General features: G+C 55.7%; 19 protein-coding genes and 1 tRNA gene. 12 read left to right on the top strand and 8 right to left on the bottom strand.

Features of this window, described 5'->3' with window-relative positions; translation table 11 throughout:
• Nucleotides 1–287: 287 nt before the first annotated feature.
• Entirely contained in the window at nt 288–1,787 is a 1,500-nt protein-coding gene (locus tag CGZ80_RS07915; protein ID WP_094413108.1) for a PLP-dependent aminotransferase family protein, read from the bottom strand.
• Nucleotides 1,788–1,901: 114 nt separating this feature from the next.
• Here CGZ80_RS07915 and CGZ80_RS07920 point away from each other — a divergent pair, with 114 nt between their 5' ends.
• The 7 genes from CGZ80_RS07920 to CGZ80_RS07950 all read left to right on the top strand — a co-directional run bounded on the left by CGZ80_RS07920 (nt 1,902) and on the right by CGZ80_RS07950 (nt 9,022).
• Nucleotides 1,902–2,186: a carboxymuconolactone decarboxylase family protein gene (locus tag CGZ80_RS07920; RefSeq protein ID WP_094413110.1), complete on the top strand. Its 285-nt coding sequence runs from the start codon at nt 1,902–1,904 to the stop codon at nt 2,184–2,186.
• Entirely contained in the window at nt 2,165–2,416 is a 252-nt protein-coding gene (locus tag CGZ80_RS07925) for a carboxymuconolactone decarboxylase family protein (RefSeq protein ID WP_094413112.1), read from the top strand. Before CGZ80_RS07920 ends, CGZ80_RS07925 begins: the two co-directional genes overlap by 22 nt.
• A gap of 55 nt (nt 2,417–2,471) precedes the next feature.
• Nucleotides 2,472–2,939 carry a cupin domain-containing protein gene (locus CGZ80_RS07930; RefSeq protein ID WP_094413114.1) on the top strand — a complete coding sequence of 156 codons (468 nt, stop codon included), beginning with the start codon at nt 2,472–2,474 and terminating at the stop codon, nt 2,937–2,939.
• Nucleotides 2,926–3,393 (top strand): DoxX family protein, encoded by a 468-nt coding sequence (locus tag CGZ80_RS07935; RefSeq protein WP_094413116.1) that lies wholly within the window; start codon nt 2,926–2,928, stop codon nt 3,391–3,393. The genes CGZ80_RS07930 and CGZ80_RS07935 overlap by 14 nt, the downstream gene beginning before the upstream one ends.
• 304 nt (nt 3,394–3,697) lie before the next feature.
• Nucleotides 3,698–4,189: a MarR family winged helix-turn-helix transcriptional regulator gene (locus CGZ80_RS07940; protein ID WP_094413118.1), complete on the top strand. Its 492-nt coding sequence runs from the start codon at nt 3,698–3,700 to the stop codon at nt 4,187–4,189.
• A gap of 17 nt (nt 4,190–4,206) precedes the next feature.
• Complete coding sequence (locus tag CGZ80_RS07945; protein ID WP_094413120.1) at nt 4,207–5,550, top strand: efflux RND transporter periplasmic adaptor subunit; 1,344 nt, start codon at nt 4,207–4,209, stop codon at nt 5,548–5,550.
• A complete protein-coding gene (locus CGZ80_RS07950) occupies nt 5,537–9,022 on the top strand; it encodes an efflux RND transporter permease subunit (RefSeq protein WP_094413122.1) in 3,486 nt (1,161 codons plus the stop codon). The genes CGZ80_RS07945 and CGZ80_RS07950 overlap by 14 nt, the downstream gene beginning before the upstream one ends.
• 67 nt (nt 9,023–9,089) lie before the next feature.
• Here CGZ80_RS07950 and CGZ80_RS07955 read toward each other — a convergent pair whose 3' ends face one another.
• The 6 genes from CGZ80_RS07955 to CGZ80_RS07980 all read right to left on the bottom strand — a co-directional run bounded on the left by CGZ80_RS07955 (nt 9,090) and on the right by CGZ80_RS07980 (nt 16,158).
• Entirely contained in the window at nt 9,090–10,595 is a 1,506-nt protein-coding gene (locus tag CGZ80_RS07955) for a hypothetical protein (RefSeq protein WP_315851414.1), read from the bottom strand.
• An 8-nt stretch (nt 10,596–10,603) separates the two neighbouring features.
• A complete protein-coding gene (locus CGZ80_RS07960) occupies nt 10,604–13,033 on the bottom strand; it encodes a c-type cytochrome (protein WP_094413124.1) in 2,430 nt (809 codons plus the stop codon).
• Nucleotides 13,034–13,168: 135 nt separating this feature from the next.
• Complete coding sequence (gene arsC / locus CGZ80_RS07965) at nt 13,169–13,519, bottom strand: arsenate reductase (glutaredoxin) (RefSeq protein ID WP_094413126.1); 351 nt, start codon at nt 13,517–13,519, stop codon at nt 13,169–13,171.
• Between the two features lie 27 nt (nt 13,520–13,546).
• A complete protein-coding gene (locus tag CGZ80_RS07970; RefSeq protein ID WP_143543795.1) occupies nt 13,547–14,557 on the bottom strand; it encodes a hypothetical protein in 1,011 nt (336 codons plus the stop codon).
• 872 nt (nt 14,558–15,429) lie between these two features.
• Nucleotides 15,430–15,514 (bottom strand) — tRNA-Ser (locus CGZ80_RS07975).
• Nucleotides 15,515–15,579: 65 nt separating this feature from the next.
• On the bottom strand, nt 15,580–16,158 hold the full coding sequence (locus CGZ80_RS07980; protein WP_094413130.1) for a hypothetical protein: 579 nt from the start codon (nt 16,156–16,158) through the stop codon (nt 15,580–15,582).
• A gap of 400 nt (nt 16,159–16,558) precedes the next feature.
• Here CGZ80_RS07980 and hpt point away from each other — a divergent pair, with 400 nt between their 5' ends.
• The 4 genes from hpt (at nt 16,559) to CGZ80_RS08000 (ending at nt 20,397) form a co-directional block, all read left to right on the top strand.
• Nucleotides 16,559–17,104, top strand: coding sequence for a hypoxanthine phosphoribosyltransferase (gene hpt / locus CGZ80_RS07985; RefSeq protein WP_094413132.1), 546 nt, complete (start codon nt 16,559–16,561; stop codon nt 17,102–17,104).
• Entirely contained in the window at nt 17,101–18,378 is a 1,278-nt protein-coding gene (locus CGZ80_RS07990) for a glycosyltransferase (protein WP_158222605.1), read from the top strand. The genes hpt and CGZ80_RS07990 overlap by 4 nt, the downstream gene beginning before the upstream one ends.
• A gap of 6 nt (nt 18,379–18,384) precedes the next feature.
• The gene (locus CGZ80_RS07995) at nt 18,385–19,497 is read left to right on the top strand and encodes a glycosyltransferase (protein ID WP_094413137.1); all 1,113 of its coding nucleotides are present in this window, start codon (nt 18,385–18,387) and stop codon (nt 19,495–19,497) included.
• A gap of 303 nt (nt 19,498–19,800) precedes the next feature.
• On the top strand, nt 19,801–20,397 hold the full coding sequence (locus CGZ80_RS08000; protein WP_233148299.1) for a hypothetical protein: 597 nt from the start codon (nt 19,801–19,803) through the stop codon (nt 20,395–20,397).
• A gap of 56 nt (nt 20,398–20,453) precedes the next feature.
• Here CGZ80_RS08000 and CGZ80_RS08005 read toward each other — a convergent pair whose 3' ends face one another.
• Nucleotides 20,454–21,356, bottom strand: coding sequence for a glycosyltransferase family 2 protein (locus CGZ80_RS08005; RefSeq protein ID WP_094413139.1), 903 nt, complete (start codon nt 21,354–21,356; stop codon nt 20,454–20,456).
• A gap of 256 nt (nt 21,357–21,612) precedes the next feature.
• On the opposite strand from CGZ80_RS08005, the gene CGZ80_RS08010 reads away from it, so the two are divergent.
• On the top strand, nt 21,613–22,275 hold the full coding sequence (locus tag CGZ80_RS08010; RefSeq protein ID WP_094413141.1) for a hypothetical protein: 663 nt from the start codon (nt 21,613–21,615) through the stop codon (nt 22,273–22,275).
• Nucleotides 22,276–22,281: the final 6 nt, after the last annotated feature.

A 22,281-nucleotide genomic window follows, 5' to 3' on the forward strand; every position in this document is an offset into this window, starting at 1 on the left:
TCTTCCACCGCCAGACTTAAGCTCACGCAACTCGCGACGCTGGGCAGAGTCTATCCTTGCCTTTTCGATTCAGGAAGGCATAAAACGGTCCCGTACTGCAATTGCGAACACCTTGCATGCGAACCCGATTGCGTCCGAGGGTCGACCGACTATGAATGCATACGATGACGCGTATCCGCGTCATCGAAGACAGTGGTTTGCAGTAGCCATGGACCGCCACAAGGGCGTGCGACGTCCCGCTATTGCAGCCAGACCCTCCCCCGCAAATCTTCGGAACGGCCACTCGATCAGACCGAAACGCCACAATAGGCTTGATACCAACAGTCGACCGCCTCGATGATTTTTGCGTTGTCGTATGCGGCGAACCCGAGAACCAATCCCGCACCGCGTTTGGGATCGTGCGTGTAGATACTGACCGGATGGAAATCGATGTTGGCTGCCTTCGCGGAATTGGCCAACGCGGTTTCGATACGTTTCGTTTTTCCAAAGACCGTCAAATGCATCCCGGACGGTTGCTGCGTGAAATGCATTTGATCGCCAAAGCGTTGCCGTAGCGCATCGCACAGCGTTTGCTGCCGCTCCGCATACGCAATCCGCATTTTCTGTAAGTGCTTCACAAATTGCCCCGTCTGAATAAACCGACACAGCACCATCTGCCAGATCGCAGGCGAGAACCGATCGCTTAGCCAACGAGCGTAGGAGAATGTTCGTGCAAGCTGCCGAGGCAACACCAAGAATCCCAAACGGATCGCCGGAAACGTCAACTTGCTGAACGAGCCCATGTAAACGACGCAGCCGGATTGATCTAAACTGGTCATCGCCGGCAGTCGCCTGCCCACATACCGAAACTCGCCGTTGTAGTCGTCTTCAATCAACCAGACTCGGTTGGTTTTCGCGTACTGCAACAATTCGAGACGCCGCGGAAGCGACATCGTCATCCCCAGCGGCCACTGCCCACCCGGCGTCGTGTAAATCAAACGAGGGCGTTGTTTTTTGGGCAGCCTCGCCAACTCGTCGACACGAATCCCGTCCTCATCGTGCGCGAGTGAAACGGTCTTAAGTCCGGCCAAATCAAAGATCTGTCGTGCTGGCATATAACCCGGATCTTCTAAGCCAGCAGTGTCGCCTTGATCGAGCAATATCTGAGCCAACAAAGCCATTCCCTGTTGTGCCCCTGACGTCACCAAGATTTGATCTTCATCGCATCGAACACCTCGCGATGCCCACATGTATTCGGCGATCGCTTGGCGCAATGGCTTGTACCCTTGCGGGTCAACGCCGGACAACTGGTTTTCATCCACAAGTCTTACTTGGCTAAGCGCGAGTTTTCGCCACGCTTCCAATGGAAACAAATCGAGCGCCGGAAGGTGCGGCCGAAAGGGCCTTGGCCAACCGACATCGGGGACAAAGTCTTCGAACTGGGCCATCGTTTGCCCATAACTCGAAAGCTCCATTTCCAGCTGTCGAGTCGATTCAGGAAGAGCCGCATCTGCCAGAACCGGTGCAGCCAATTCGGGAATATCCGCTGACACCCTCGTCCCCGAACCATGGGCGGCGTCCAAGTAACCTTCGCTGATCAATTGGTCATAAGCGCTGATCACTGTGTTGCGGGAGACTTGCAAGGTACTCGCCAATTGCCTGGTCGACGGCAGCTTTTCCCCGGCAGGTAACATGCCCGTCTGGATCGCTGACCGAAGGTAGTCTTCCAATTGTCGGAACAATGGCTGCGGGTCGTTTTCGTTCAGCCCAATGGATTCAAACTCGAATCGGGTCCGCTTTCGATTCATCGCAAAGTGGTCCTATTGGAAACAGCAAAAGTGGATCTAGGGGCACACCAATTGGATGTTAGCTTATCCATCGTCACACGTCAGCGGTGACACAATCCACATTGGAGTCCGACGATGAAACAACGTTTGAATTACCCCGCTGTATTGCCACAGGAAATCGAGCTTCTGATGAAGCTCGAAGGTCTGGTCGAGGAAAGCGGATTGCCGTTGAACCTGATCGAAATGGTCAAGCTGCGAAGTTCGATCCTCAACGGCTGTTCGTTCTGCGTCCGGCTACACACACAGCGACTCCGGCGACAAGGCGAACCAGACTTACGTGTTGACCTAGTTTCCGCTTGGCGAGAAGCCCCTGCTTCGACGCACGCGAACGTGCCACCTTGGAGTTCACCGAAGCTCTGACGCTGGTCAGCCAATCGCAGCAGATTCCCGATGAGCTCTACGATCGCGTCCATTCGTTTTTTAGCGACCGCGAAATGGCGACTTTGACGTTGGCCATCGGCATGATCAACACCTGGAATCGCTTCGCGTTGGCCTTTCAATCAGATCTTAGCTCAATCGACTACCTGTTGAAAAAGACGGCTGAGATGGATGAAGCATTCGCGGAATCTCGTTTGGCCGCATGCTCGTAGTCGTCCGAACTCCATTTCACCAAACGTCTCGCCTGTTTAGCCCCCAGGAATCTCTATGAAATTTCACGCTCAATCACTCATGCTGTTCGCCCTCTTTCTAGTCGGGTCAATCACAGCAACGAACGTCACGGTCGCCAATGAAGGCCACGACATGTCGGCAAGCATCGAAGTCTTGCAGTCAGTCGATATCGAAAGCGAAGGCCCCACCAAAATGAAGTCAACCACTTTGATCGTTCACTTCAAACCGGGCGAGTCGCACCCGCCGCACCGTCATCCTGGTGCAGTCTTCGGCTATGTCCTCGAAGGCGAACTTGACTTTGCGATCGCAGACAAGCCCGTACGCACATTGAAGACTGGCGAAACGTTCTTTGAACCTAAGATGATTCTTCACCGCGTCGCCGCAAACCCAAGCAAAACCAACAATGCAAAGATCCTGGTGGTGATGCTGCACCCACACGACGCAAAGCAACTGGTCATTCCTGAACCTACCAATAGCGAAGCACACGGTCATGGAAAACACTGAAACCTCGTTGATTCCCGCCGCACTGTTGGCAACACGCGTCGCTTTGGCAGCGAGCTTCCTATCCGCAGTTGCCGATCGCTTTGGTCTTTGGGGAGAAGTCGGTACCGGCTCCGTTGCATGGGGTAACTTTGAAAACTTCCTCGCTTACACCGGGTTGTTGCTTTGGTTTCTTCCGGCATCGCTGGTCGCGATCGCCGGATGGGTCGCCACAGTCCTTGAAGTGGTGATTGCGATCGGTCTTTTGGTCGGCTTTCGTCTAACTACCGTTGCTTGCTGCAGCGGGGCACTGCTGTTGTCGTTTGCCATTTCCATGACACTCGCAACGGGTTTCGAAGCGGCATTGTCTTATTCCGTCTGGACGGCCGCATCCGCGTCGTTCCTGCTTGCAGCAGTCTCAGCAAATCACGCCCCATCCGCATCCACTCAAGCTCCCATCGATCATCCGGCATCCTGACGACTGCCGAGCACGATCTCGCGACATCGTGGGATATCAGACAGCAGCACACGGCTCAGACAGGGCGACGTTCCTACTGAGCCGCTGCCCTACTGAGCCACTGCGACGGTTGTCCACCGCAGCGGATTCGCGAAACCGCATCGTTTTTCGTAGAGACGCACTTCTAAGTTAGCGACGCGACGACTTCTTGGTGTAATCCACTGCTTGCCCACCCGCGGGAGCCAGATCGGTCTTGTTTGCCACTGGCCGGCGTGTATCGTTAGGGCGCTAACGATCCCTCCCAAATTGCACGACGCGTTGACCGGTGCCGACGAAGCGTGAATCCCCCGCTCTCCAACTAAAGCCGTACGACTTCGAAAACAGTCCAGGCTATTGGCTAGTGATTGCCGCGCGAGCTTATCAAAAGGCATTCGACGCGGAATTAACGCCACATGGTTTGACTTACCGCCAAGCACAAGTCCTCGGCTGGTTATCGATCAGCGGCGATTTATCGCAGGTCGAATTGGCCGACCGGATGATGATCGAACCGGCGACTTTGGTCGGCGTCCTCGATCGGATGGAACGCGACGGGCTGATCCGACGGACGGCCCTCGCGACCGACCGACGGCGAAAAGTCATCCAACTTTGTTCCGGCGCGGAGAAGATTTGGGAAAGCGTCGTTGAATGTGCTATGCGTGTTCGCCGTCGCGCGTCTCAAGGACTGAGTGACCGACAGATGGCAACGTTTTTCAAGACTTTGAAAACGATCATGCAAAACTTGGAACAGAACGAAAACTCAATCGAATCGCATTCGTGATCCACCCGTGAACGACTATGTGTGAAAAGACTCACCTCATTTGCGTTACCGCGCTTTTATCGCTGCTGTTGCTGTCGCCTGTGTCCGTCATGGCGCAGGGCGGACCGGCACTGGTCGAACTGACTCCCGTCGCGACTCGTGAAGTGGCGAGCGGGCAGACATTTGTCGGAACCGTGATGCCAACCCGCCGTGCGGTGATCGGTTCGGCCGTCGACGGTCGCGTCATCAACGTCATGTTCGAAGAAGGCGATCGCGTCGAAAAAGACCAGCCGCTCGCTCAGCTCCTGACGCAAACGATCAGTCTGGAGTTGGCCGCCGCTTCCGCAGAACTTGACCTACGTCGTGAGCAACTGCGTGAAATGGAAAACGGCTCCCTTCCGGAAGAACTCAACCAAGCTCGCTCCCGACTGGAACGAGCGAAAGTGATGGCCCAGTTCAGTCAACGAGAACTGGAACGCGTCTCGGTGTTGATTCAAAAGAACGCGACATCCCAATCCGAATTCGACTCCGCAAAATCGTCCGCGCAAGCGACCCAGGAAGAATTCGACGAAGCCAAAGCAGCGCTGCAATTGGCAGTCGACGGCCCACGCCCCGAGCGGATCGCACAGGCAAAGGCTCAAGTGGCGATGCAAGAAGCCGTTGTCAACAAACTTCAAGACCAAATCAAGAAGTACACGATCTACAGTCGCTTCGCCGGTTACGTGACGGTCAAGCACACGGACATCGGTGCCTGGGCAACTCAAGGCGGTGCAATCGCAGAAGTCATCGCGTTGGACGAAGTCGACGTGGTCGCGAAAGTCGTCGACAACCAAGTCGCCTACATCAACGTCGGCGATTCTGTCCGCGTCGAAATCCCCGCACTCCCCGATCAAGCAATCACCGGGCGAGTCGCATACATCGTTCCACAAGCCGACGTACGCTCGCGAACTTTCCCGGTAAAAATCCGCGTCGAAAACATCATCCGCGAATCGTCCGAGCCATTACTCAAGGCTGGCATGTTGACCCGCGTCACTTTGGCGACGGGATCAAAGACAACCGGAACACTGGTTCCCAAAGACGCGTTGGTTCTTGGCGGTCCTCAACCTGTCGTCTGGGTCGTCGAGGCATCTACGATCAAAAACGGAGACAAAGGAAAACTCGCCGAAGCACGCATGGTCCCCGTTCGGCTCGGCGTCTCGGAAAACGGACTCATCCAAGTCATCGGTTCGATCCCCGACAATAGCTACGTTGTCTCCAAAGGCAACGAACGCATCATCCCAGACCGTGCCGGCGGCCCTAGCCCCGTCGTGTTGGTCCCCGGACCATTGCCGTCGCTGACGCAAGCCACCGGTCAAAAGGGAGCTACCAATGTCGCTGATTGATTTCTTCGTCAAAAACCCAGCCAAGGTTTCTGTCGGCGTCCTGCTGGTTGCCCTGTTCGGCTGGGTCGCGTTGCTGCGCATGCCGATGCAGCTCACTCCAGAAGTCCAAACACCAACAATCACCGTTGAGACTCGCTGGCCAGGGGCCAGTCCCCAAGAGGTCGAACAGGAAATCGTCATTGAGCAAGAAGAACAGCTCAAAGGCGTTGAAGGGGTAACGAAGATGACGTCGGAGAGCTCTGACTCCTCTGGCAAAATCATCATCGAGTTCCTTGTCGGCACAGACATGCAAAAAGCAGTCGTCGATGTGATCGGTCGATTGGAACAGGTCCGTGAATACCCGATCGACGCCGACAAACCCGTCATCTCGACCGCGAACGCGAACGACCGTCCGATCGCATGGTTCATCTTAAGCGCAAGACGTCCTGACGCCGAAACACTCGATCGATTCGCCGAAGAACATCCGGAATTGAAGGACGAGATTTCCCGGATCGAGACCATCGAAAACTCCGGTTTGGCGATGCTTCGATTGCGGCTCTTGGGCGAAGAGCATCCAGAGATCAAACAGCTGCTCCCGCCCGAAGATCTCGACGTGCCAAAGCTGCGTCGATTTGCCGAAGATGAGATCGAAGCCCGCTTCGAACGTGTCGCCGGTGTGTCTCAAGCCAACGTGCTAGGCGGACTGGAAGACGAACTTCAAGTCATCATCGATCCAGAACGTTTGGCGGCACGTCAATTAACCATCGCCGAAGTCCGAAACGTGTTGCGTGGCCAAAACCAAGACACCTCCGGTGGTGACTATTGGGAAGGCAAACGCCGCTGGATCGTCCGTACGCTCGGGCAATTTCGCTCCCCCGAACAAGTCGAACAACAGCTATTGGCCGTTCGCGATGGCAACCCTGTCTATGTCCGTGACGTTGCCACCGTCAGCATCGGATATAAAAAGGCCGACGGGCTGGTGCGACGCTTTGGTGAATCTAGTATTGCCGTCAACGCACTCCGCGAAACAGGCGCGAACGTGCTCGATGTGATGGACGGCTTGCGTAACGTTGGACAGGAACTCAATGATGGGATTCTGAAAGATCGTGGCTTGCAGCTGATCCAAGTTTACGACGAAACAGAATACATCTATTCGGCGCTGGACTTGGTCCGCCAGAACATCTTCATCGGAAGTGCCCTGACGATGGTGGTGTTGATGCTGTTTCTGCACCTTGGTGTCCGAGTCGTTTTCTTTATCCCCGCCATTGCCGCGAGCGCTATCGCATCGCAGTTTTCACCTTGGTTCTTCCTGGTCACCTTGGCGTTGATGCTTGGTGCCGGTTTCTGGTTTGCCCGAGGGGCCTTGATCGTCGGACTTGCGATTCCGATCAGTATCGTCGGAACGTTCTTAACACTAGGGATGCTCGGCCGCTCACTCAACGTGATTAGCCTCGCCGGCCTCGCCTTCGCCGTCGGGATGCTTGTCGACAACGCTGTCGTCGTGCTGGAGAACATTTTCCGGCGCTGGGATGAAGGCGAGAAACCTCTCAATGCGGCCATCAACGGCACCGTCGAAGTTTGGGGGGCGGTCCTGTCATCCACACTGACGACGATTGCCGTGTTCCTACCAATCGTCTTCGTTCAAGAAGAAGCCGGCCAATTGTTCCGTGATATCGCACTCGCGATCAGCGGCGCCGTTGCGCTTTCATTGGTGGTCTCGATGACCTTCATCCCGATGATGTCACGTCGCCTGCTCCGTGACCGCAAGGGCGGCCAACCATCTTCCGATCCGAAAGCCGTTTCGACCACAAAACCGCAAGGCAAAATGGTCGGCGCAATTGAATCTTTCGGCGAGTGGGTCGTTGCGATGACGGTGAAAATCAACCGCTGGATCCTTGCCGGTACAACGCGACGGATCGGGTTCTCCATCGCATTGATCGGTGCGTCGCTAGGCATCAGCTGGCTGATTTGGCCGAAAGTCGAATACCTGCCCACTGGCAACCGGAACTTGGTTTTCGGGATCTTGTTGCCGCCGCCCGGATACAACCTTCCACAGCTCGTCGAAATGGGCGAGACGGTTGAGAAAGGCTTGCGTCCTTACTGGGATGTGCAACCTGGAAGTCCCGAAGCGGCGAAGCTTGACTTCCCAATTATCGGCGACTTCTTTTTCGTCGCCCGAGGCCGTCAGATTTTCATGGGCATCAGGGCTCAAGATCCTGCCCAAGTTGCCGGTCTGATTCCGCTGGTACAAAAGATCGGATCACAATTGCCAGGGACTTTCGCCATCGCCAAACAGTCCAGTCTATTCGAACAAGGCCTCACCGCCGGTCGAACAATTGATGTGGAAATCACTGGTCCGGAGTTGGAAACATTGGTCGGTTTCGGTGGTCAGGTTCTCGGCAAAGTCAAAGGAATCTTTCCAGAAGCCCAGGCCCGCCCCATTCCTAGCCTGGATCTCTCCGCCCCCGAACTTCACGTTAGGCCACGCTTGATGCAAGCGGCCGAAATGGGCGTCAACAGCTCCGACCTTGGATACACCGTCGACGCATTGGTCGATGGTGCCTACGCGGCCGACTATTTCCTGGACGGCGACAAAATCGACCTGACGATCAAAGGTGAAACCCGCCTGGCGGAACGTTCGCAAGATATCCGAGCGTTGCCGATCGCTACGCCGGGCGGTGAGCTCGTTCCATTGATCGCGCTCAGCGATGTTGAACTGGGCAGCGGCCCAGAACAAATCAATCACCGCGAACGCATTCGGGCAATCACGATCGAAGTTTCGCCGCCCGCCGACGTCGCCCTCGAAGACGCGATGGCACAGATCGAGACCAACGTGGTTCAACCGATGATCGAAAGTGGCCAACTGCCCGCGGGCTACCGGATCAATCTTGCCGGCACCGCCGACAAACTGCGGGATACTTGGGAAGCATTGCGATTCAACGTTTTGTTGGCGCTGCTGATCACCTATCTGCTCATGGTCGCCTTGTTCGAATCATGGCTCTATCCGTTGGTGATCATCCTCGTTGTCCCCCTTGGTGCGGTCGGCGGGATATTGGGACTGCGGTTGCTGAACCTGTACTACATGCAATCGCTGGATATCCTGACGATGCTCGGTTTCGTGATCCTGATCGGAACCGTCGTGAACAATCCAATTCTGATTGTCCACCAATCGCTCAACCACATGCGTCTGGACAAGATGCCGCCACAGAAAGCGATTTTGGAAAGTGTTCGTACTCGGATTCGCCCGATCTTTATGACAACGACAACAACCGTTCTTGGATTGTTGCCGCTGGTCCTGTTTCCGGGTGCCGGTAGCGAACTTTATCGAGGTTTGGGCAGTGTGGTGCTTGGCGGACTCGTCGTCTCCACGGTGTTCACGCTATTCCTCGTGCCAACCATGTTTAGCCTAGCCATGGATTTCCGCAGCGTTTTCGTCAAGGAAGAAATGGATGACGACAGCATCGCGACAAACGCTATCGCAACGCCTCACTAGGGCTACCGAGCGGACTTGGATTCCGACGATGGAATCTGATTCAACGTGTAATAGGCATCGGGATGAACTAACGGCTCTCCCGATGCGCCCGCACACCCGACGCGTCCAGTTCATGAACGAAGTGCGGACGCAAGCCATCCACTTCCAAACGGACCGTGCGTCCGTCTTCAGCGACAGTGGCGGAGCGAATCACCAATGGCTGCGTCTGAATTTCGTCGCTCCCGTACGTCGAATGATAAAAGTACGTGTAGCTCTTCATCTGATAGGAATTCACGTCGCTGGCCGTGTTCGCATCGACCGGCAGGGTGTATTCGAGTTCGAAACCATCATGACAGGCCCGCATCTCCTTGATTTCGAACGGTGTGTCGCCCGTCCACACCAGACGCTGCAATCCATAACTCGCGTCGCCTAGGCTGCTCCATCCGCGATTGGTCAATCCCACGAAAACGCTCCCATCGCTTCCTTGCACCATCCGCAGCACCGCAGACGCGAAGCCGAGTTTGAAAGGGAAGCACGCGCCCTGGTATTCGCCGTTTACCTTTTCGAGAAACACGCGATTGATGCCAGCTTGGGTAAACTCGCCCACGAATAATTGACCAGAGAACGGGCCAAACTTTCCGTTGCTTTCATCCAACATGATATCGGTCGCTGACTGCCCGACCTTTTTGTATGGAAACCAAACCGCTGGCGCCTTCAGCTGTGGAAACACTTCCAAAGCTCGCGGCAAAGGCAAACCGCTTGGAACGTTTTCAACGTCGTGAATTGTTGAACCAGGTTGCTCCATCGACGCGAGGGCTTCGACATGATGAAAAAACGCCCCTGGACGCAAATGGTGTAGCGAATTCGTTGCAACCCAATTGCCCTGCTGATCGGTGTAGAACATATCACCAGCCGCGTTCGCCCCTAAACCTGACGGCGAACGCATTCCGGCACAAACGGGGTCCAGCGTTCCGTCGGCAGCGACCTTCATTCCCCAGCCGCGCCACAGCCCTTGCCGGTACCCAAGCTGCTTGCTGGTCACGGTGCGACTGAGCTGCTCGCCGTTTAGTCCGAGACCGATATTCAGCGTGATCCAAAGGTTTCCCTTGCCATCTCGCTTCGGACCATAGGCATACTCATGGTAATGTCCGGTAACTCCCCAGCCTTTTGCAACCGTCGTGTATTCGTCGGCGATATCATCACCATCGATATCCGCGAGTCGTGTCAGTTCAGTTCGCTGCACCGTCAACAAATCACCGTCGTCAGCCAACAGTCCAAGCGGCTCATGTAGCGCCGTGGCAAAACGTTTGTACTCCACCTGCTCAGCGGGTTCATCGTACACGCCGTCCAGTATCCAAACCTCACCCTTTCGAATCGCGACGGCAAGTCGATCATCATTCAAGAACGCCATCCCGGAAACTTCAAGAGCTAACCCATCAGGGGCCGGTTTCCAATGCTTGGATCGCGACTCGGTTGCTGCCTTCGCGACCGCGACATCGACGATTCGGTACGTCTCGTTGTCGGTCGCGCCCGCCTCTCGGCTCATCTGCAACCCAAGCAAACAAAGACCACCACCGAGCAGAGTTCGAAACATTGACCGCTTCACCACTGATACTCCATCGCCAAAGTCTGGTCACCTAGTCCATCGATCGGGACAGTCAATTCGTGCACTCCGTTTGTCTCGGTCACACGTGCATTTGCAGCCCATGCCCCAACAAGCCTCACTCCGACTCCTGATTCACTAACGTAAAAGCCGTCCTCCGACAGCTTCAACGAAGACCCTCGATGCAACGCTAGCTCCGCGTGTTCGAGCACCCCGCTCCCAGTGAAACGCAATTCACGGCGAAAGCCGCGATTCTCATTCGGCACAACGTGATCACTGCAATCAATATTTCCAAAGTCGTATCGCATCGTCGGAACCCTATCCTTGTCCAAGCGGTATCCCGTAAAGGATGGCTTCAGCAGAATGCCGCGAAGCGACAGTTGCACCGGTGACAGTAGCGCGACGTCGCTGCCCAGCGGTGTTGCTGGCGGTGCGAACCGTTCATACCAAGTCCCCTGTGCGTCGATGAATTGCCCCTTCCAAACCGCTGTCAATTGGCAAGATTCGGCGTCGAACGCGTAGTGTCGTTTTTGTGGAAATCCGACCGCAATCGCGTGCGTCCCAACGTCATCCATAAACGTCCGCAGAATCATCGGCTTGTCAGTTGGCGAAAGCTCATAGTTTGCCGAGCGTGCTTCGGCGATCGCCTTCGGCAACGCCTGTTTGCCAAGGTTGCTCAGGTATGACCAAAGTGCAGATAGCTGTCGATCCACGTCACCATCAAGCAGATCCTTTCGATTGCTTGCCCCATCGGGGAAGAAGGTTGGCATCCGCGTTCGCGATTTGATCGCCCCCGGATCTCTGACAAAAGCGTGAAACCAGCTTGGCGAGACTCGCGAGTTGATCCCGCTTAGATCGACCCCCACGACTCCCGGAAGTGACTCACCGCGAAACACATGGCACTGGACACATCCGGTATTCGCCAGTTCGCGACCTGCTGAAATCAATTCGTCTGCGGATTCCACCTTGTCTTGACGTTCTGCAGCCGAGGATGAATCCGATTCGCGAAGATTGATTACCAATTCATTGACAGATTCAGCAGGGTAGGCTGGCATCCGTGCAGAGAGATAAGCACGGTGTGGCGAGGTTTGTGGTTTGAAAATGTTCGCCAATGCCGTCCGCTGCAGCTTCCAACCAACTTGCCCCAACGAAGGCGGCAATCGACCTTCATCCCCAAGATCCACGTGCCCCACGGTTTCAAAATAGGGCTTTCGATAACGCCCCACCCCGCCGATTCCGTCACGTTCGTGGCACCCATAACAATTCAACTGCATCATTCGGAAAACGGAAGCATCTCGTGGTTCGAAACCAGGCTCCATTCGCACATCATGCGCACCTGCAATGCTACGGCGTTGTTCGTCATCAACTTTGTACTGAGGCATGCCCTTAGCCGCATTCTGAATACAGCTTGTTTGCGAAGCAAAATCCAAATCGCCAAACCGAACCTTGGCCGGACGGGAATCGCTGCCACCTTCGCGATGACAATTGACACATCGCATTTCGACGAACAGACGCGCTCCCTTGTCGATCAATTCCTGATTGAGCGAACGTTGAGGAATTTCAGACTGCGGATTTTTCGTGGATGTATTGTCAGCTTGCATGCCCATCAAGTAGGCCGCAATATCGGCAGCTTCTTGTGGTGAAAGTCGCAGGTTTGGCATGCGCGCATTCGGATGCGTTTGGCTGGGATTTAGCAACATGGCCGTCAGCGAACGGAGCGAGAATTTGTGAGACAATTCGCTGTGCGGAATCGAAGGTATTCGTCGCGCGGCGGATGCGAGCCCGAGGTCATCAAGCTCGTCTGCATCGAGATTCTCGATCAGCGTGTCGATCGCCGACGGTGCTGCCTCGGCGGTCTCGAATCGATCGTCAGGCTCGTGACACGCGACACAACCGACCGTGTGATACAGTCTTTGCCCGGTGGTCGGATCGCCATGCCGCCAAAATTCATGGATCACCGGCAAAGCACCGCCTGCTTTAGGTTCGATGAATGCCTTCGTTCTCGATCCCAAGTAAGCGACCAAAGCGTCGATCGCGTCGTTTTTTTCGACCGACTCAAATTCTGTGAACATCGCCGGCATGGTCGCCCCCGGCTTTGTCGATTGTGGATCGTGCAAGAACGCCCGTATCCAGTCACCGTCTAAACGATTGCCAACTCCGTCAAGACGTGGGGCGAGCTTCGGAGTCAGACGAAGTGCGGAACTTGCATGACATGCGATGCAATTCAATTCGCTAACCAGCAGTGCTGACATCAGCTTTTCATCCACTTCCCCGTGTCGGCCGAACCGCTCAAAGCCAATCACGAAAGCAACATCAGAGTCTTCCGCATAGACACTTGCTGTAGCGAAGGTGATGGCATCCAGTCCGAACGCCATCACGATCCAGACAGAGGTCCGGTGCCACCACGTCAGCCTTTGCCAGCCGCCCATTACTTCTACTCGCGCGAATCCAACCAACCGACGAACACGTCACCGTCCATCGGTGGATCGTCACTTTGAATATAGTCGCTTCCACGACCGAGCGTGGGTTAAGGCGGGCCCTCCACGCGATTGGATGTTGATTGATTAGGAGTCGAGCAAGTCAACAATGTTATCGATCGGCCGACCGATGGCAGCTTTGTCACCCTGGATGACGATCGGGCGTTCAATGAGTTTCGGATTCGCGACCATCACATCGATCCAATCGCGATCGGTAAATGACTCCGCATCCAAATCCAGTTCCTTGTACAACTTCTCCTTCTTCCGCACGAGCTGTTCTGGCTTGATGCCAAGCTTTTTAATCACTTGGCGTAGGACCTTTGCCGAGGGCGGATCGTCCAAGTATCGGATTTCTTCGAATTCAATCCCGCGTGACTTTAATAGCTCCACCGCTTCTCGTGACTTGGTGCAGCGTGGGTTGTGAAACACTTCGATCATGCCGTGCGATTCCTCTTGAGTGGCGTCTTATTCCGTCAACGGCACATCACGATACTTGACGTGGCAAGCTTTACAGTTGGCCGAGATTCGTTGGACCAGTTTATCGAGCGACTCAGGCGGGGCGAAGCGGTTGCCGGAAGCATTCCATTTTTCAAGCTGCTGCTCAAGTTCTTCAGTCGCTTGTTGAGAATCCAATAGCCACGCACGGAAGTCGGCAGGCTTACCGGTGACCTCGTTGGTTCGCAAAAGTTCGGCGTAAAGCTCGCGGTTGAGCAACACCTCATGCGCGGGATCGAGATCGGGGTGATTGGGGGGCGATTTCCAACTGGCGTTTGCAATCGCGACCAGATGATTATGCGTGTGACTCATCGTCACCATTGCTTCCGCCATCGGCGGGATCGCTTGGACCTCCTTGAATTCGACTTCCAGATCCGACAACTGGTCGGGCGAAATCGGCGCGGCCTTTTCGGCTGCCTTGTAAAGGCCTTTGTAGTTCGGATTGGTGCCAGCGAGTTCCAAGATGGCGACTGCTTGGCTGGACGGGATCAGGCCAGCGGAGACGCAGGCCACACTTGCCGCCGCAGGACTGCGGTGTTTTCCATGGTGACAGTGAATGTAGATCGGCCCCTGCAGTTCTTTGACAGCTTTGGCCAATTCTTTGACTCGTGAAGCAGGGATGCCATCGTAGCCGTGCGGCAAATGAACGTAGTGCAATCCGTACTTCGCTGCGGTATCGATGTCAGGAGTCATCCCATCAACGCTGATGATCGTTTTGATGCCACGCTCGGCAAGCTCGCGAAACGCTTCGTCGCCTTCGGGCAAACCGCCCGAAATGACGCGATCGTGGATACGGATCGGATTCGGTAGGTTCGAGTTCTCGATCCGTCGTGGTGTAACGTTGGTCGCAGTCTGGGCGAGCGTGGAATTGTTGCCCCACTCGTAGCTACAGCAGACGCCGATCAGCAACGTCGAAATCCTAATCAGCCGATAGACGCGAGCCGACCGTCGAAGCGAACCCACCATGAACAATTCTGCCAACGCGAAAATGAACCCGACCGACAAGCCGCAACCGAACGCCACTCGCCGGCGGCAGCATTCTACCAAACAACCGAGAACTCAAGTTCCTCCATTGTGGCCAGCGACCAGATGAACTTGCCGAGCTTTATCGCGCGGATTCGTTGGAATGGGTTCAGGCGTGGCAACGTTCAAGCATCAACGCCGGCCCCTCCGGGGCGATCGTACTTCGTGTCATTTCATCTCTCGGGGCTGCCGCCCCGAGCTACCAATGAAGACTCCTCCGGAGCCAAAAAACACCGCCACGGGACCGAGACGAGTGCCTAGATGACGCAAGGCGATCGTCGTTCACCGAGACACATCGTGGTCAGAAGAAGCCTGGCCAACATTCATCTGGCACGGCCCGTTTGGAGCCGTGCGTTTTCAACAATGCGACGCCACAGAAGATGTCTCCCAAAGTTCACCCGATAGCTCGAATCATCGCCCCGGGGGGGCCGGCTTCGTTAGCTCGGGGCGGAAGCCCCGAGACTTGCGGTCCATCAAACGTAACCGCCCCGGAGGGGCCGACGTCGGTCGAACACCGCATCAACGCTGGCCCCTCCGGGGCGATCGTACTTCGTATGATTTCATCTCTTGGAGCTGCCGCCCCGAGCTACCAACGAAGACTCCTCCGGAGCCAAAAACACCAGCACGGGACCGAGACGAGTGCCTAGATGACGCAAGGCGATCGTCGGTCTTGAAACACACCTTCGCTTCAACGATTTGACAAACCCGTCTGCGGAGCATTCTTCTGCTCGAACACAAACGTCAAATTCGAACCGCTCGTGACAGGTACGCAAAAAAGCGGCGCACGCATTAGGCGGCAGGGCGTTGGACCGGGCCCTGAACAGAAACAGCGGATGGGGTGGGATTCGAACCCACGGTAGGTTGCCCTACGCTGGTTTTCAAGACCAGTGCCTTCGACCACTCGGCCACCCATCCGGCATTTTTTTGATTGACTTGCGATAGCTTAGCACCGACTTCACGATTGGAAAACCGGTTGTCCACTAAGCAGCCTTAGACAGTCCGTCGCCCTGTTCGGGTTCGCTGCTCGCAGACGCCTCATGCTCGGTTTCTGCGGCGACATCGCTCTCTTCGTCAACGGTCTCGGCTGCCGCGGTCATTGGAATCGAAACTGGGCCCGAATCCTGCTCGTCGGCTTCTTCGACCTCCGCCGCAACGGTGGACTCCTCTTCGACGACCGCTTCTTCGGTCACGATTTCCTCAGCAGGCTCCTGTGAATCCGCCACAACCTCTTCGACGACGTCGGTTTGGGCGACCACCGCTGGTGTTTCTACGGCGTAAATCTCTTCGCCAGAGAAAACGACGATAATCGATCCGTCTAATTCACGGATTTTCAGCTCGTCAGGTTCCATGAACCAAGTCGCCCGAATCTCGCCTTCCCCGGTTCCGATACAGAACGTTCGTCCGACATAGTAGCCTTCGCGAATTAAAATCGACTCCGACGCAATTCCGACCGTCGCCTGACTCTCGAACTCCGCCAAATCCATTCCGGCAGCGTAGGTGGCTTGAATCCACCTGCGTAAGTGGGCGCGAACGGTCGTCAGTCGTTGGGAATTGGTCATTCGAAGCGTCTTGCCGCGGGGGTTCCTGCACTCGTGCTGTTAAGCCTGTCGGTGTATCGTTCATCGGTTCATAATGACGGTTGCATCGCATTTGCGAGTTGGAGAACGCAAGCGGAGCCCAGCTTGCCTAGTTCGCCAAAAAGCTTGTGTCGGCAATCCCCAAAACGTGTTTGGCGATCCGCTAAGGTGACTTGCGAGACCCTCCCGAGACTCACGAATAACGCCGCTGTTGCGATGCAATGACATCAGATGTGATGTGACAGAAACAAGTGATCGGCCGCAGACTGTGGCGGATTCGACAAAGAATGAAATTTTTTTCGCTCGGGACGACCGATCGTGCCGCCAACCACTTCAATGGCGGAGAATCGTCCCACACTGGAACAACAGGAATCTGGATCGAATGCGAGTTTTGTTGGACGAACAACAATTACAGGCCGGCGTCGAGCGACTGGCCACCGAAATCGACCGCTTCTACGGGAGCGAACGCCCGCTGACCGTGATCGCGGTCATGACGGGAAGCTTGGTGCTGTTTGCGGATTTGATCCGCCGTCTGTCGATGCCGCAGCGCGTCGGCGTGATCCAGGCGTCAAGCTACCGTGGTGGTACGGAATCGGGCCAGCTGGATGTCTCCGCCGATATGTTGATTGACGTTGCCGATCGCGAAGTGCTGCTGGTCGACGACATTTTTGATACAGGCAAGACACTCGACCGCCTGACAGGATTGATCAAAGACCGCGGCGCCAAATCGGTCAAGACCGCCGTATTGCTTCACAAGCACCGTGAACACGCCGTGTCGCTCCGTCCCGATTTTGTCGCGTTCGAAATCCCCGACGAGTTCGTCGTCGGCTATGGACTCGACTACCTGGACATGTACCGGAACCTGCCATACCTGGCTGTTCTGGAACCCGAAGAAATCGCCGCGACTGAGCATAAATCGAAGCAGTGAATCAATCGGATCGTCGGCTCCGTGTGCTGTTGATCGGTCGCCATTTCTGGCCATTGGGTTCGTTCGACGATGCCGGACACCTGATCGACTTGGCGACGCGGCTACATCAACTCGGCCATCATGTCGAAGTCGTTACGCCACGCCAGGCCAACACCTGGTCGGAGCAGTTTCAATTTCGCGAGTTCGCGATCCATCGGCCACTAAGAATCTTCCGCTCCGGTTGGACCAGTCGTGGCGACCGTTCCGTAGGCAAGTACATCAAGTCCTTGCGTGATTGGGTCTGCGAAAATCATGCGTCGGCGGACTTGATCTATTGTGACGGGGCGACCGAAGAGTGCGTGGCCGCCGTCGAATCGGCACGCAAACTGAATCTCCCCGTCGTGGTCCGTGTCGCCGGTTTTGGTGCCGCAAGCGACTTAACTTCTAGCGACAGCCGCCGGAACGTGCGGCGCTGCATCAGTGCGGCTCGAGACGCCGACGCAGTGGTCGTCAATTCAGCTTCCGTGCACCGACGGATGTTGAGTGAAGGGTACAACGACGCGAAGTTTTGTCGGATCCCGATCGGCATCGGTCGAGTCCCCGATTCATCGCTCCACGACAAAGCCGAACTGCGCACGGCATTGGCCAAAATTAACGGTGACCTGCACGTCTTCGACACCATGTCCGTCGTCCTGTCGGTCGAGCGGATGTGCCAAGATTCAGGGCTAATGAAACTGGTTCAATCGGCACGCATCTTGAGCGAACGGATCCCCGGACTTCAGTATTGGATGATCGGAGACGGGCCGAAGCGTGATTCGATTTTTTCACACCTCAAAGGCGAAGGACTTCGCCAAGCGATGGCGATGCCGGGATCATTTGGGATCATCGGCGACTTGTTTCAAGCAGCGGATCTGTTGGTCCATGCCGGGGATGACGGATACCAAAGCCATCTTCCGCAAGCAGTCGCACACGCGATCCCGTTGGTCATCGCGAACACCGAAGTTGCTCGTGAATTCTTCGCGGTATCAACTGCCGAAGTCCAGCAAGAGATCGCTGACGGGCGATTCGAATCTGGCATTCGCTGGTTTGAACCACAACGGCCTCGCACGCTTCGCATCGCGATCGAATCCATTTTGAGTGACATTCCGGCAGCACAGCGCCAATCCAAGGAACTTTTCAAACGCATGCACAGCTTGCGAGACGAGAATGAATCGCTGCAGGCTTACGTTCGACTGTTTCGGGGATTGGTTCAAGATCGAAACAATTCGAACGGACATCGCATGCAGGGTGCTTAGAGAACGATGAAGCGAAAACTGGCATTGATCATCCCCACGATGGACCGTGGTGGTGCGGAAAAACAGCTCGCACTGCTGGCTTGCAATCTTCCTCGCGACGAATTTGACGTGAAAGTCTTCTTGCTGACGCGGGGTGGCCCACGATGTAACGAACTACGCGATGGCGGTGTCGACTACACCGTGATTGGGAAGCGTTTCAAAGCCGATCCGAGCGCGTTGTTTCGACTGAGAAACGAACTGCAACAGTTCGCACCCGACATCGCGCACACTTGGATCTTCGCCGCAAATGCGTTCGGGCGGATGGCCGCACGTCTTGCGAAAGTCCCGGTGATCATTGGCAGCGAGCGTTGTATCGACCCGTGGAAAACATGGTGGCACTGGAAAATCGATCGCTACCTGGCAAAGCACTCTGCCGCGATGACAACCAACAGTGCCGCGACGCAGACGTTTTATACCCAGCATGGAATTTCAGCGGAGTTGTTCCATGTCATTCGCAACGGAATTCCCGCCAGGCAACCATCGTCGATCGATCGCTATGAAGCGTTCAGGCGATTGGGCGTGGCGCCGGACCGTCGTTTGATCATCTCTGTCGGTCGTCTGTGGGCACAGAAACGCTACCGTGACTTGGTCTGGGCAGGTGAGCTCGTTGGTGCGACACGGCAAGACACGACTTTCGTGGTTATTGGTGAGGGCCCGCAGCGTGACGAACTGCTTCGGTTTCGCGATGCGGTAACGACCCCAAAACACGTCGCCTTCGTCGGTCAACGCAACGATGTGGCTGATTTGCTGCCCCATGCAGATCTGTTTTGGAATGGAAGCGAGTACGAAGGGCAAAGCAACGCGGTTATCGAAGCGATGCAGGCCGGCGTGCCTGTGATCGCATCAGATATTCAGCCCAATCGAGAGCTGATCCGGAACGGGGAAACGGGTCGCTTGGCACCACTTGGTGATCGTGCCGAATTCGCTCGACACGCATTGGAGTTGCTGGACGATCCCGATGAATGCCTGCGATTGGCTGAGAACGCCAAAGCACTGGTCGAGCGTGACTTTTCCGTTTCGCAAATGATTGACGGCCATGTCGCGCTCTATCGCAAGTTGATGGCAGCACCAGCAGCGTAGCCGTTTTACTGTTTTCGGAGCTTGGACGAATGGTGGTGACAGCGGGGGGGAGGCACGAATCGGTGCGAATGTCCGTACTTGAGCATTTTATCCAGTTTTGACGGCAAGCCCTGATAAGGCATTCCGTTCGTAACGATCACGCGAACGCAAGGCTTCGGAAAATGAAATGAAACATTGGATTTGCTTCAGTTCAAAGTTGAGTAGCGGTGGCTGACAGATAACATCAAAGCGTCAATCGGAAACGCACCTGCGAAACACTTCGATCGATGCTGGCACGCCTCAGTGACGGACCTGACGGCTTCCATGCCAGCCCCACCCGCGCAAGATTGGACTCTATCGAACCCAATGGACATGCGAGAAACCCGCCGACAAACGTTCGACGAAGTCGACTTGTTGCTGGCCAATGCACGGCTACGGGACGAGCTGGAGCCCTACCGCGACGAGTCGATCGATCACTCGATCAATCGCATGCCCCTGCATGCCGAAAACGAGTACTTGGCGTCGATGCTCGCATGGGAACGCGCCCCAGCATTGCCGATCGCCGAATGGTTTGACCCGCCGCTCGCACTCGGTTCGCCGGACTCGATCAGCGAACGCGAACTTGCTGTCACGCTGTACGAAACGATCGAACGACTGCACAGCAAGAACATTGTACTACGGTGCACCGATCACCTCAGTGATCGTGACCTTTACATGATCATCTATCGCGACATCCTGCCATGCTGTGAAAAGATGGTCGACGTCCCCGGCAAGGCTATCGAGTGGATGTGTGTCGAAGACACAGACACTTGGCTGCGATTCTACGCCAGTGCCGTTGAACGACGGCGCTACCAAGAAGAACGTGGTGTTCCATTGCCTCCGGCCGAAACACCAATGTATCCACGCCATTTGCCTGAATAAGGCAGGCGAATGATCAAATGAGTGCTTCACTGATCGCGATGGTCATCCGACCGCGATCAGGATTCTTTGCGAACCAGCGTTCGTTTGGCTAAACGCCCGATCCCTTGGAAACCACGTCGGAACCATCCGCGGTTTCGATAGCGCCACATACATGCGAACGCCGCGACACCGTCTTTCCAGGTGATCTTTTTGCCTTCTTCGTAGCTGCGGTATTCGTAACCGGTCGGGACTTCTGCAATTCTGACACCGCGGGCAGCAACCTTGCTGGTGATTTCTGGTTCGAATCCGAAGCGGCATTCGCGAATCGAAATCGATCGAACGAGATCGCCACGAAACGCCTTGTGACATGTTTCCATATCGGTCAGGCGCTGGCCGGTCATACAGTTGCTGGATGCGGTCAGTACCCAATTCCCGAATCGGTGCACCCAAGACGGGTCATCGATCTCGCCCAGGTAACGCGACCCATACACGACGTCTTCGTCGCCTTTCAAAACCGGCTCGATGACTTGCAACAGATCCTTGGGATCGTATTCGGTGTCGGCATCTTGAATCGCGACGACACGACCTTGGCTATGGCGGATCCCCAATCGCACAGCCGAACCTTTGCCATGATTGCAGATCCGGCGAAGGATTTTGCGGTTGCTTCGCTGCGGCAGCGACGCCAACCAAACCGAGGTGCCATCGGTGCTGGCATCATCGATGACGATGACCTGCGTCGACTCTGGCATAACCTCATCAATCCGCTCTAAGATCTTTGGCAGCGTTTGCCGTTCATTAAAAACGGGAACGATCACGCTGAGTTCGAACGGATATTCGGCTTGGTCGATTTGTTCGAGTTGGCCGTCCACGTTTGCCAAGGCATCGTCAATTCGATTGACCAATTGGCGTGTGTCGGCGTAGTTCGAATCAAAGGCAGACACGTTGGGTTGGCTCACCGTCGTCGTGTTCGGGGTATTCATGGATGAAAAAACGATACTCTTCGGCAGGCATGGTCGTCGAGCGGGGCGCAGTGAAGAGTTGCGTCCAATTGCGGACCAGGCGTCTCGAAGCGTTCACGTCATCCTGGCGAGTACCCCTCATTGTGTTGATCGATCCGATTGCAAGGATCATTCACTTGGTCCATCAACCCGCCCTTCGTCCAGCTCCCCCTCGCGGTTGCTCGGAACTGGCTTATGATATACCAAACCAATCCACGAACTCTCTGACCGGGAAACGATGCCGCTGGAGCCTTTCTTTCTGCTGATCGCGTTGTTTCCGCTGATCGCGTATTTGTTGCTGCTGGCGATGATCCGGTTAAGCGGTCGCGTTCTGGTCACCACGGGCGGCCGCGACATCGCCGCGATCAGCTTTGCGATTTGTGGGCTGATCGCGATTGGTCCGGGGGAACTGTTTTTCCCCAAAGCAGCGGCCGGCGCTTTTGGACCCTGGGTTTGGGTCGCATTGATCACCTTTTACGCCTTGATCGTAACACTGATCGCAATGACCAGCCGACCGCGTTTGGTTGTCTATGGCCGCACGCCGGAACAGATTCTCGAACCGTTGTTAGCCGCGGCTCGCGAAATGGACCCCGATGCGAGTTGCGACAAACAGGTCATGCAAGTGTTTTTGCCGCGACTGAAAGTGCACCTGCGAGCCGCCGGAAATAAAGCTGTCGATTCGGCGACCGTCGAATCATTCGAACCGATTATCAATGCCGCATTCTGGGAAACGCTGCTCGGTCACTTGCGACACAAAGCGGCATTGACGCCGCGGCCCACACCGACACGCGGGGCGACCATGTTGCTGGTCGCTATCGCTCTAGCCAGTTACGTCGCCTTTCGCGCGATTAACGAACGTCAACAAGTCGTTGAAGGTTTTCGCGAATGGCTTTGGCGGTAGTTCCGC

The organism is Rhodopirellula sp. MGV, from assembly GCF_002251265.1.
Taxonomy (GTDB): Bacteria; Planctomycetota; Planctomycetia; order Pirellulales; family Pirellulaceae; genus Stieleria; species Stieleria baltica_A.

Excerpts from the sequence above, each read along its gene's own strand:
- CGZ80_RS07995 (WP_094413137.1), top strand. The coding sequence starts at position 18,385 with ATGAAGCGAAAACTGGCATTGATCATCCCCACGATGGACCGTGGTGGT.
- CGZ80_RS07915 (WP_094413108.1), bottom strand. The coding sequence starts at position 1,787 with ATGAATCGAAAGCGGACCCGATTCGAGTTTGAATCCATTGGGCTGAAC.
- CGZ80_RS07950 (WP_094413122.1), top strand. The coding sequence starts at position 5,537 with ATGTCGCTGATTGATTTCTTCGTCAAAAACCCAGCCAAGGTTTCTGTC.
- arsC (WP_094413126.1), bottom strand. The coding sequence starts at position 13,519 with ATGATCGAAGTGTTTCACAACCCACGCTGCACCAAGTCACGAGAAGCG.
- CGZ80_RS07920 (WP_094413110.1), top strand. The coding sequence starts at position 1,902 with ATGAAACAACGTTTGAATTACCCCGCTGTATTGCCACAGGAAATCGAG.
- CGZ80_RS08010 (WP_094413141.1), top strand. The coding sequence starts at position 21,613 with ATGCCGCTGGAGCCTTTCTTTCTGCTGATCGCGTTGTTTCCGCTGATC.
- CGZ80_RS07930 (WP_094413114.1), top strand. The coding sequence starts at position 2,472 with ATGAAATTTCACGCTCAATCACTCATGCTGTTCGCCCTCTTTCTAGTC.
- CGZ80_RS07980 (WP_094413130.1), bottom strand. The coding sequence starts at position 16,158 with ATGACCAATTCCCAACGACTGACGACCGTTCGCGCCCACTTACGCAGG.
- CGZ80_RS07935 (WP_094413116.1), top strand. The coding sequence starts at position 2,926 with ATGGAAAACACTGAAACCTCGTTGATTCCCGCCGCACTGTTGGCAACA.
- CGZ80_RS08000 (WP_233148299.1), top strand. The coding sequence starts at position 19,801 with ATGCCAGCCCCACCCGCGCAAGATTGGACTCTATCGAACCCAATGGAC.
- CGZ80_RS07955 (WP_315851414.1), bottom strand. The coding sequence starts at position 10,595 with ATGTTTCGAACTCTGCTCGGTGGTGGTCTTTGTTTGCTTGGGTTGCAG.
- CGZ80_RS08005 (WP_094413139.1), bottom strand. The coding sequence starts at position 21,356 with ATGAATACCCCGAACACGACGACGGTGAGCCAACCCAACGTGTCTGCC.
- CGZ80_RS07945 (WP_094413120.1), top strand. The coding sequence starts at position 4,207 with ATGTGTGAAAAGACTCACCTCATTTGCGTTACCGCGCTTTTATCGCTG.
- hpt (WP_094413132.1), top strand. The coding sequence starts at position 16,559 with ATGCGAGTTTTGTTGGACGAACAACAATTACAGGCCGGCGTCGAGCGA.
- CGZ80_RS07960 (WP_094413124.1), bottom strand. The coding sequence starts at position 13,033 with ATGGGCGGCTGGCAAAGGCTGACGTGGTGGCACCGGACCTCTGTCTGG.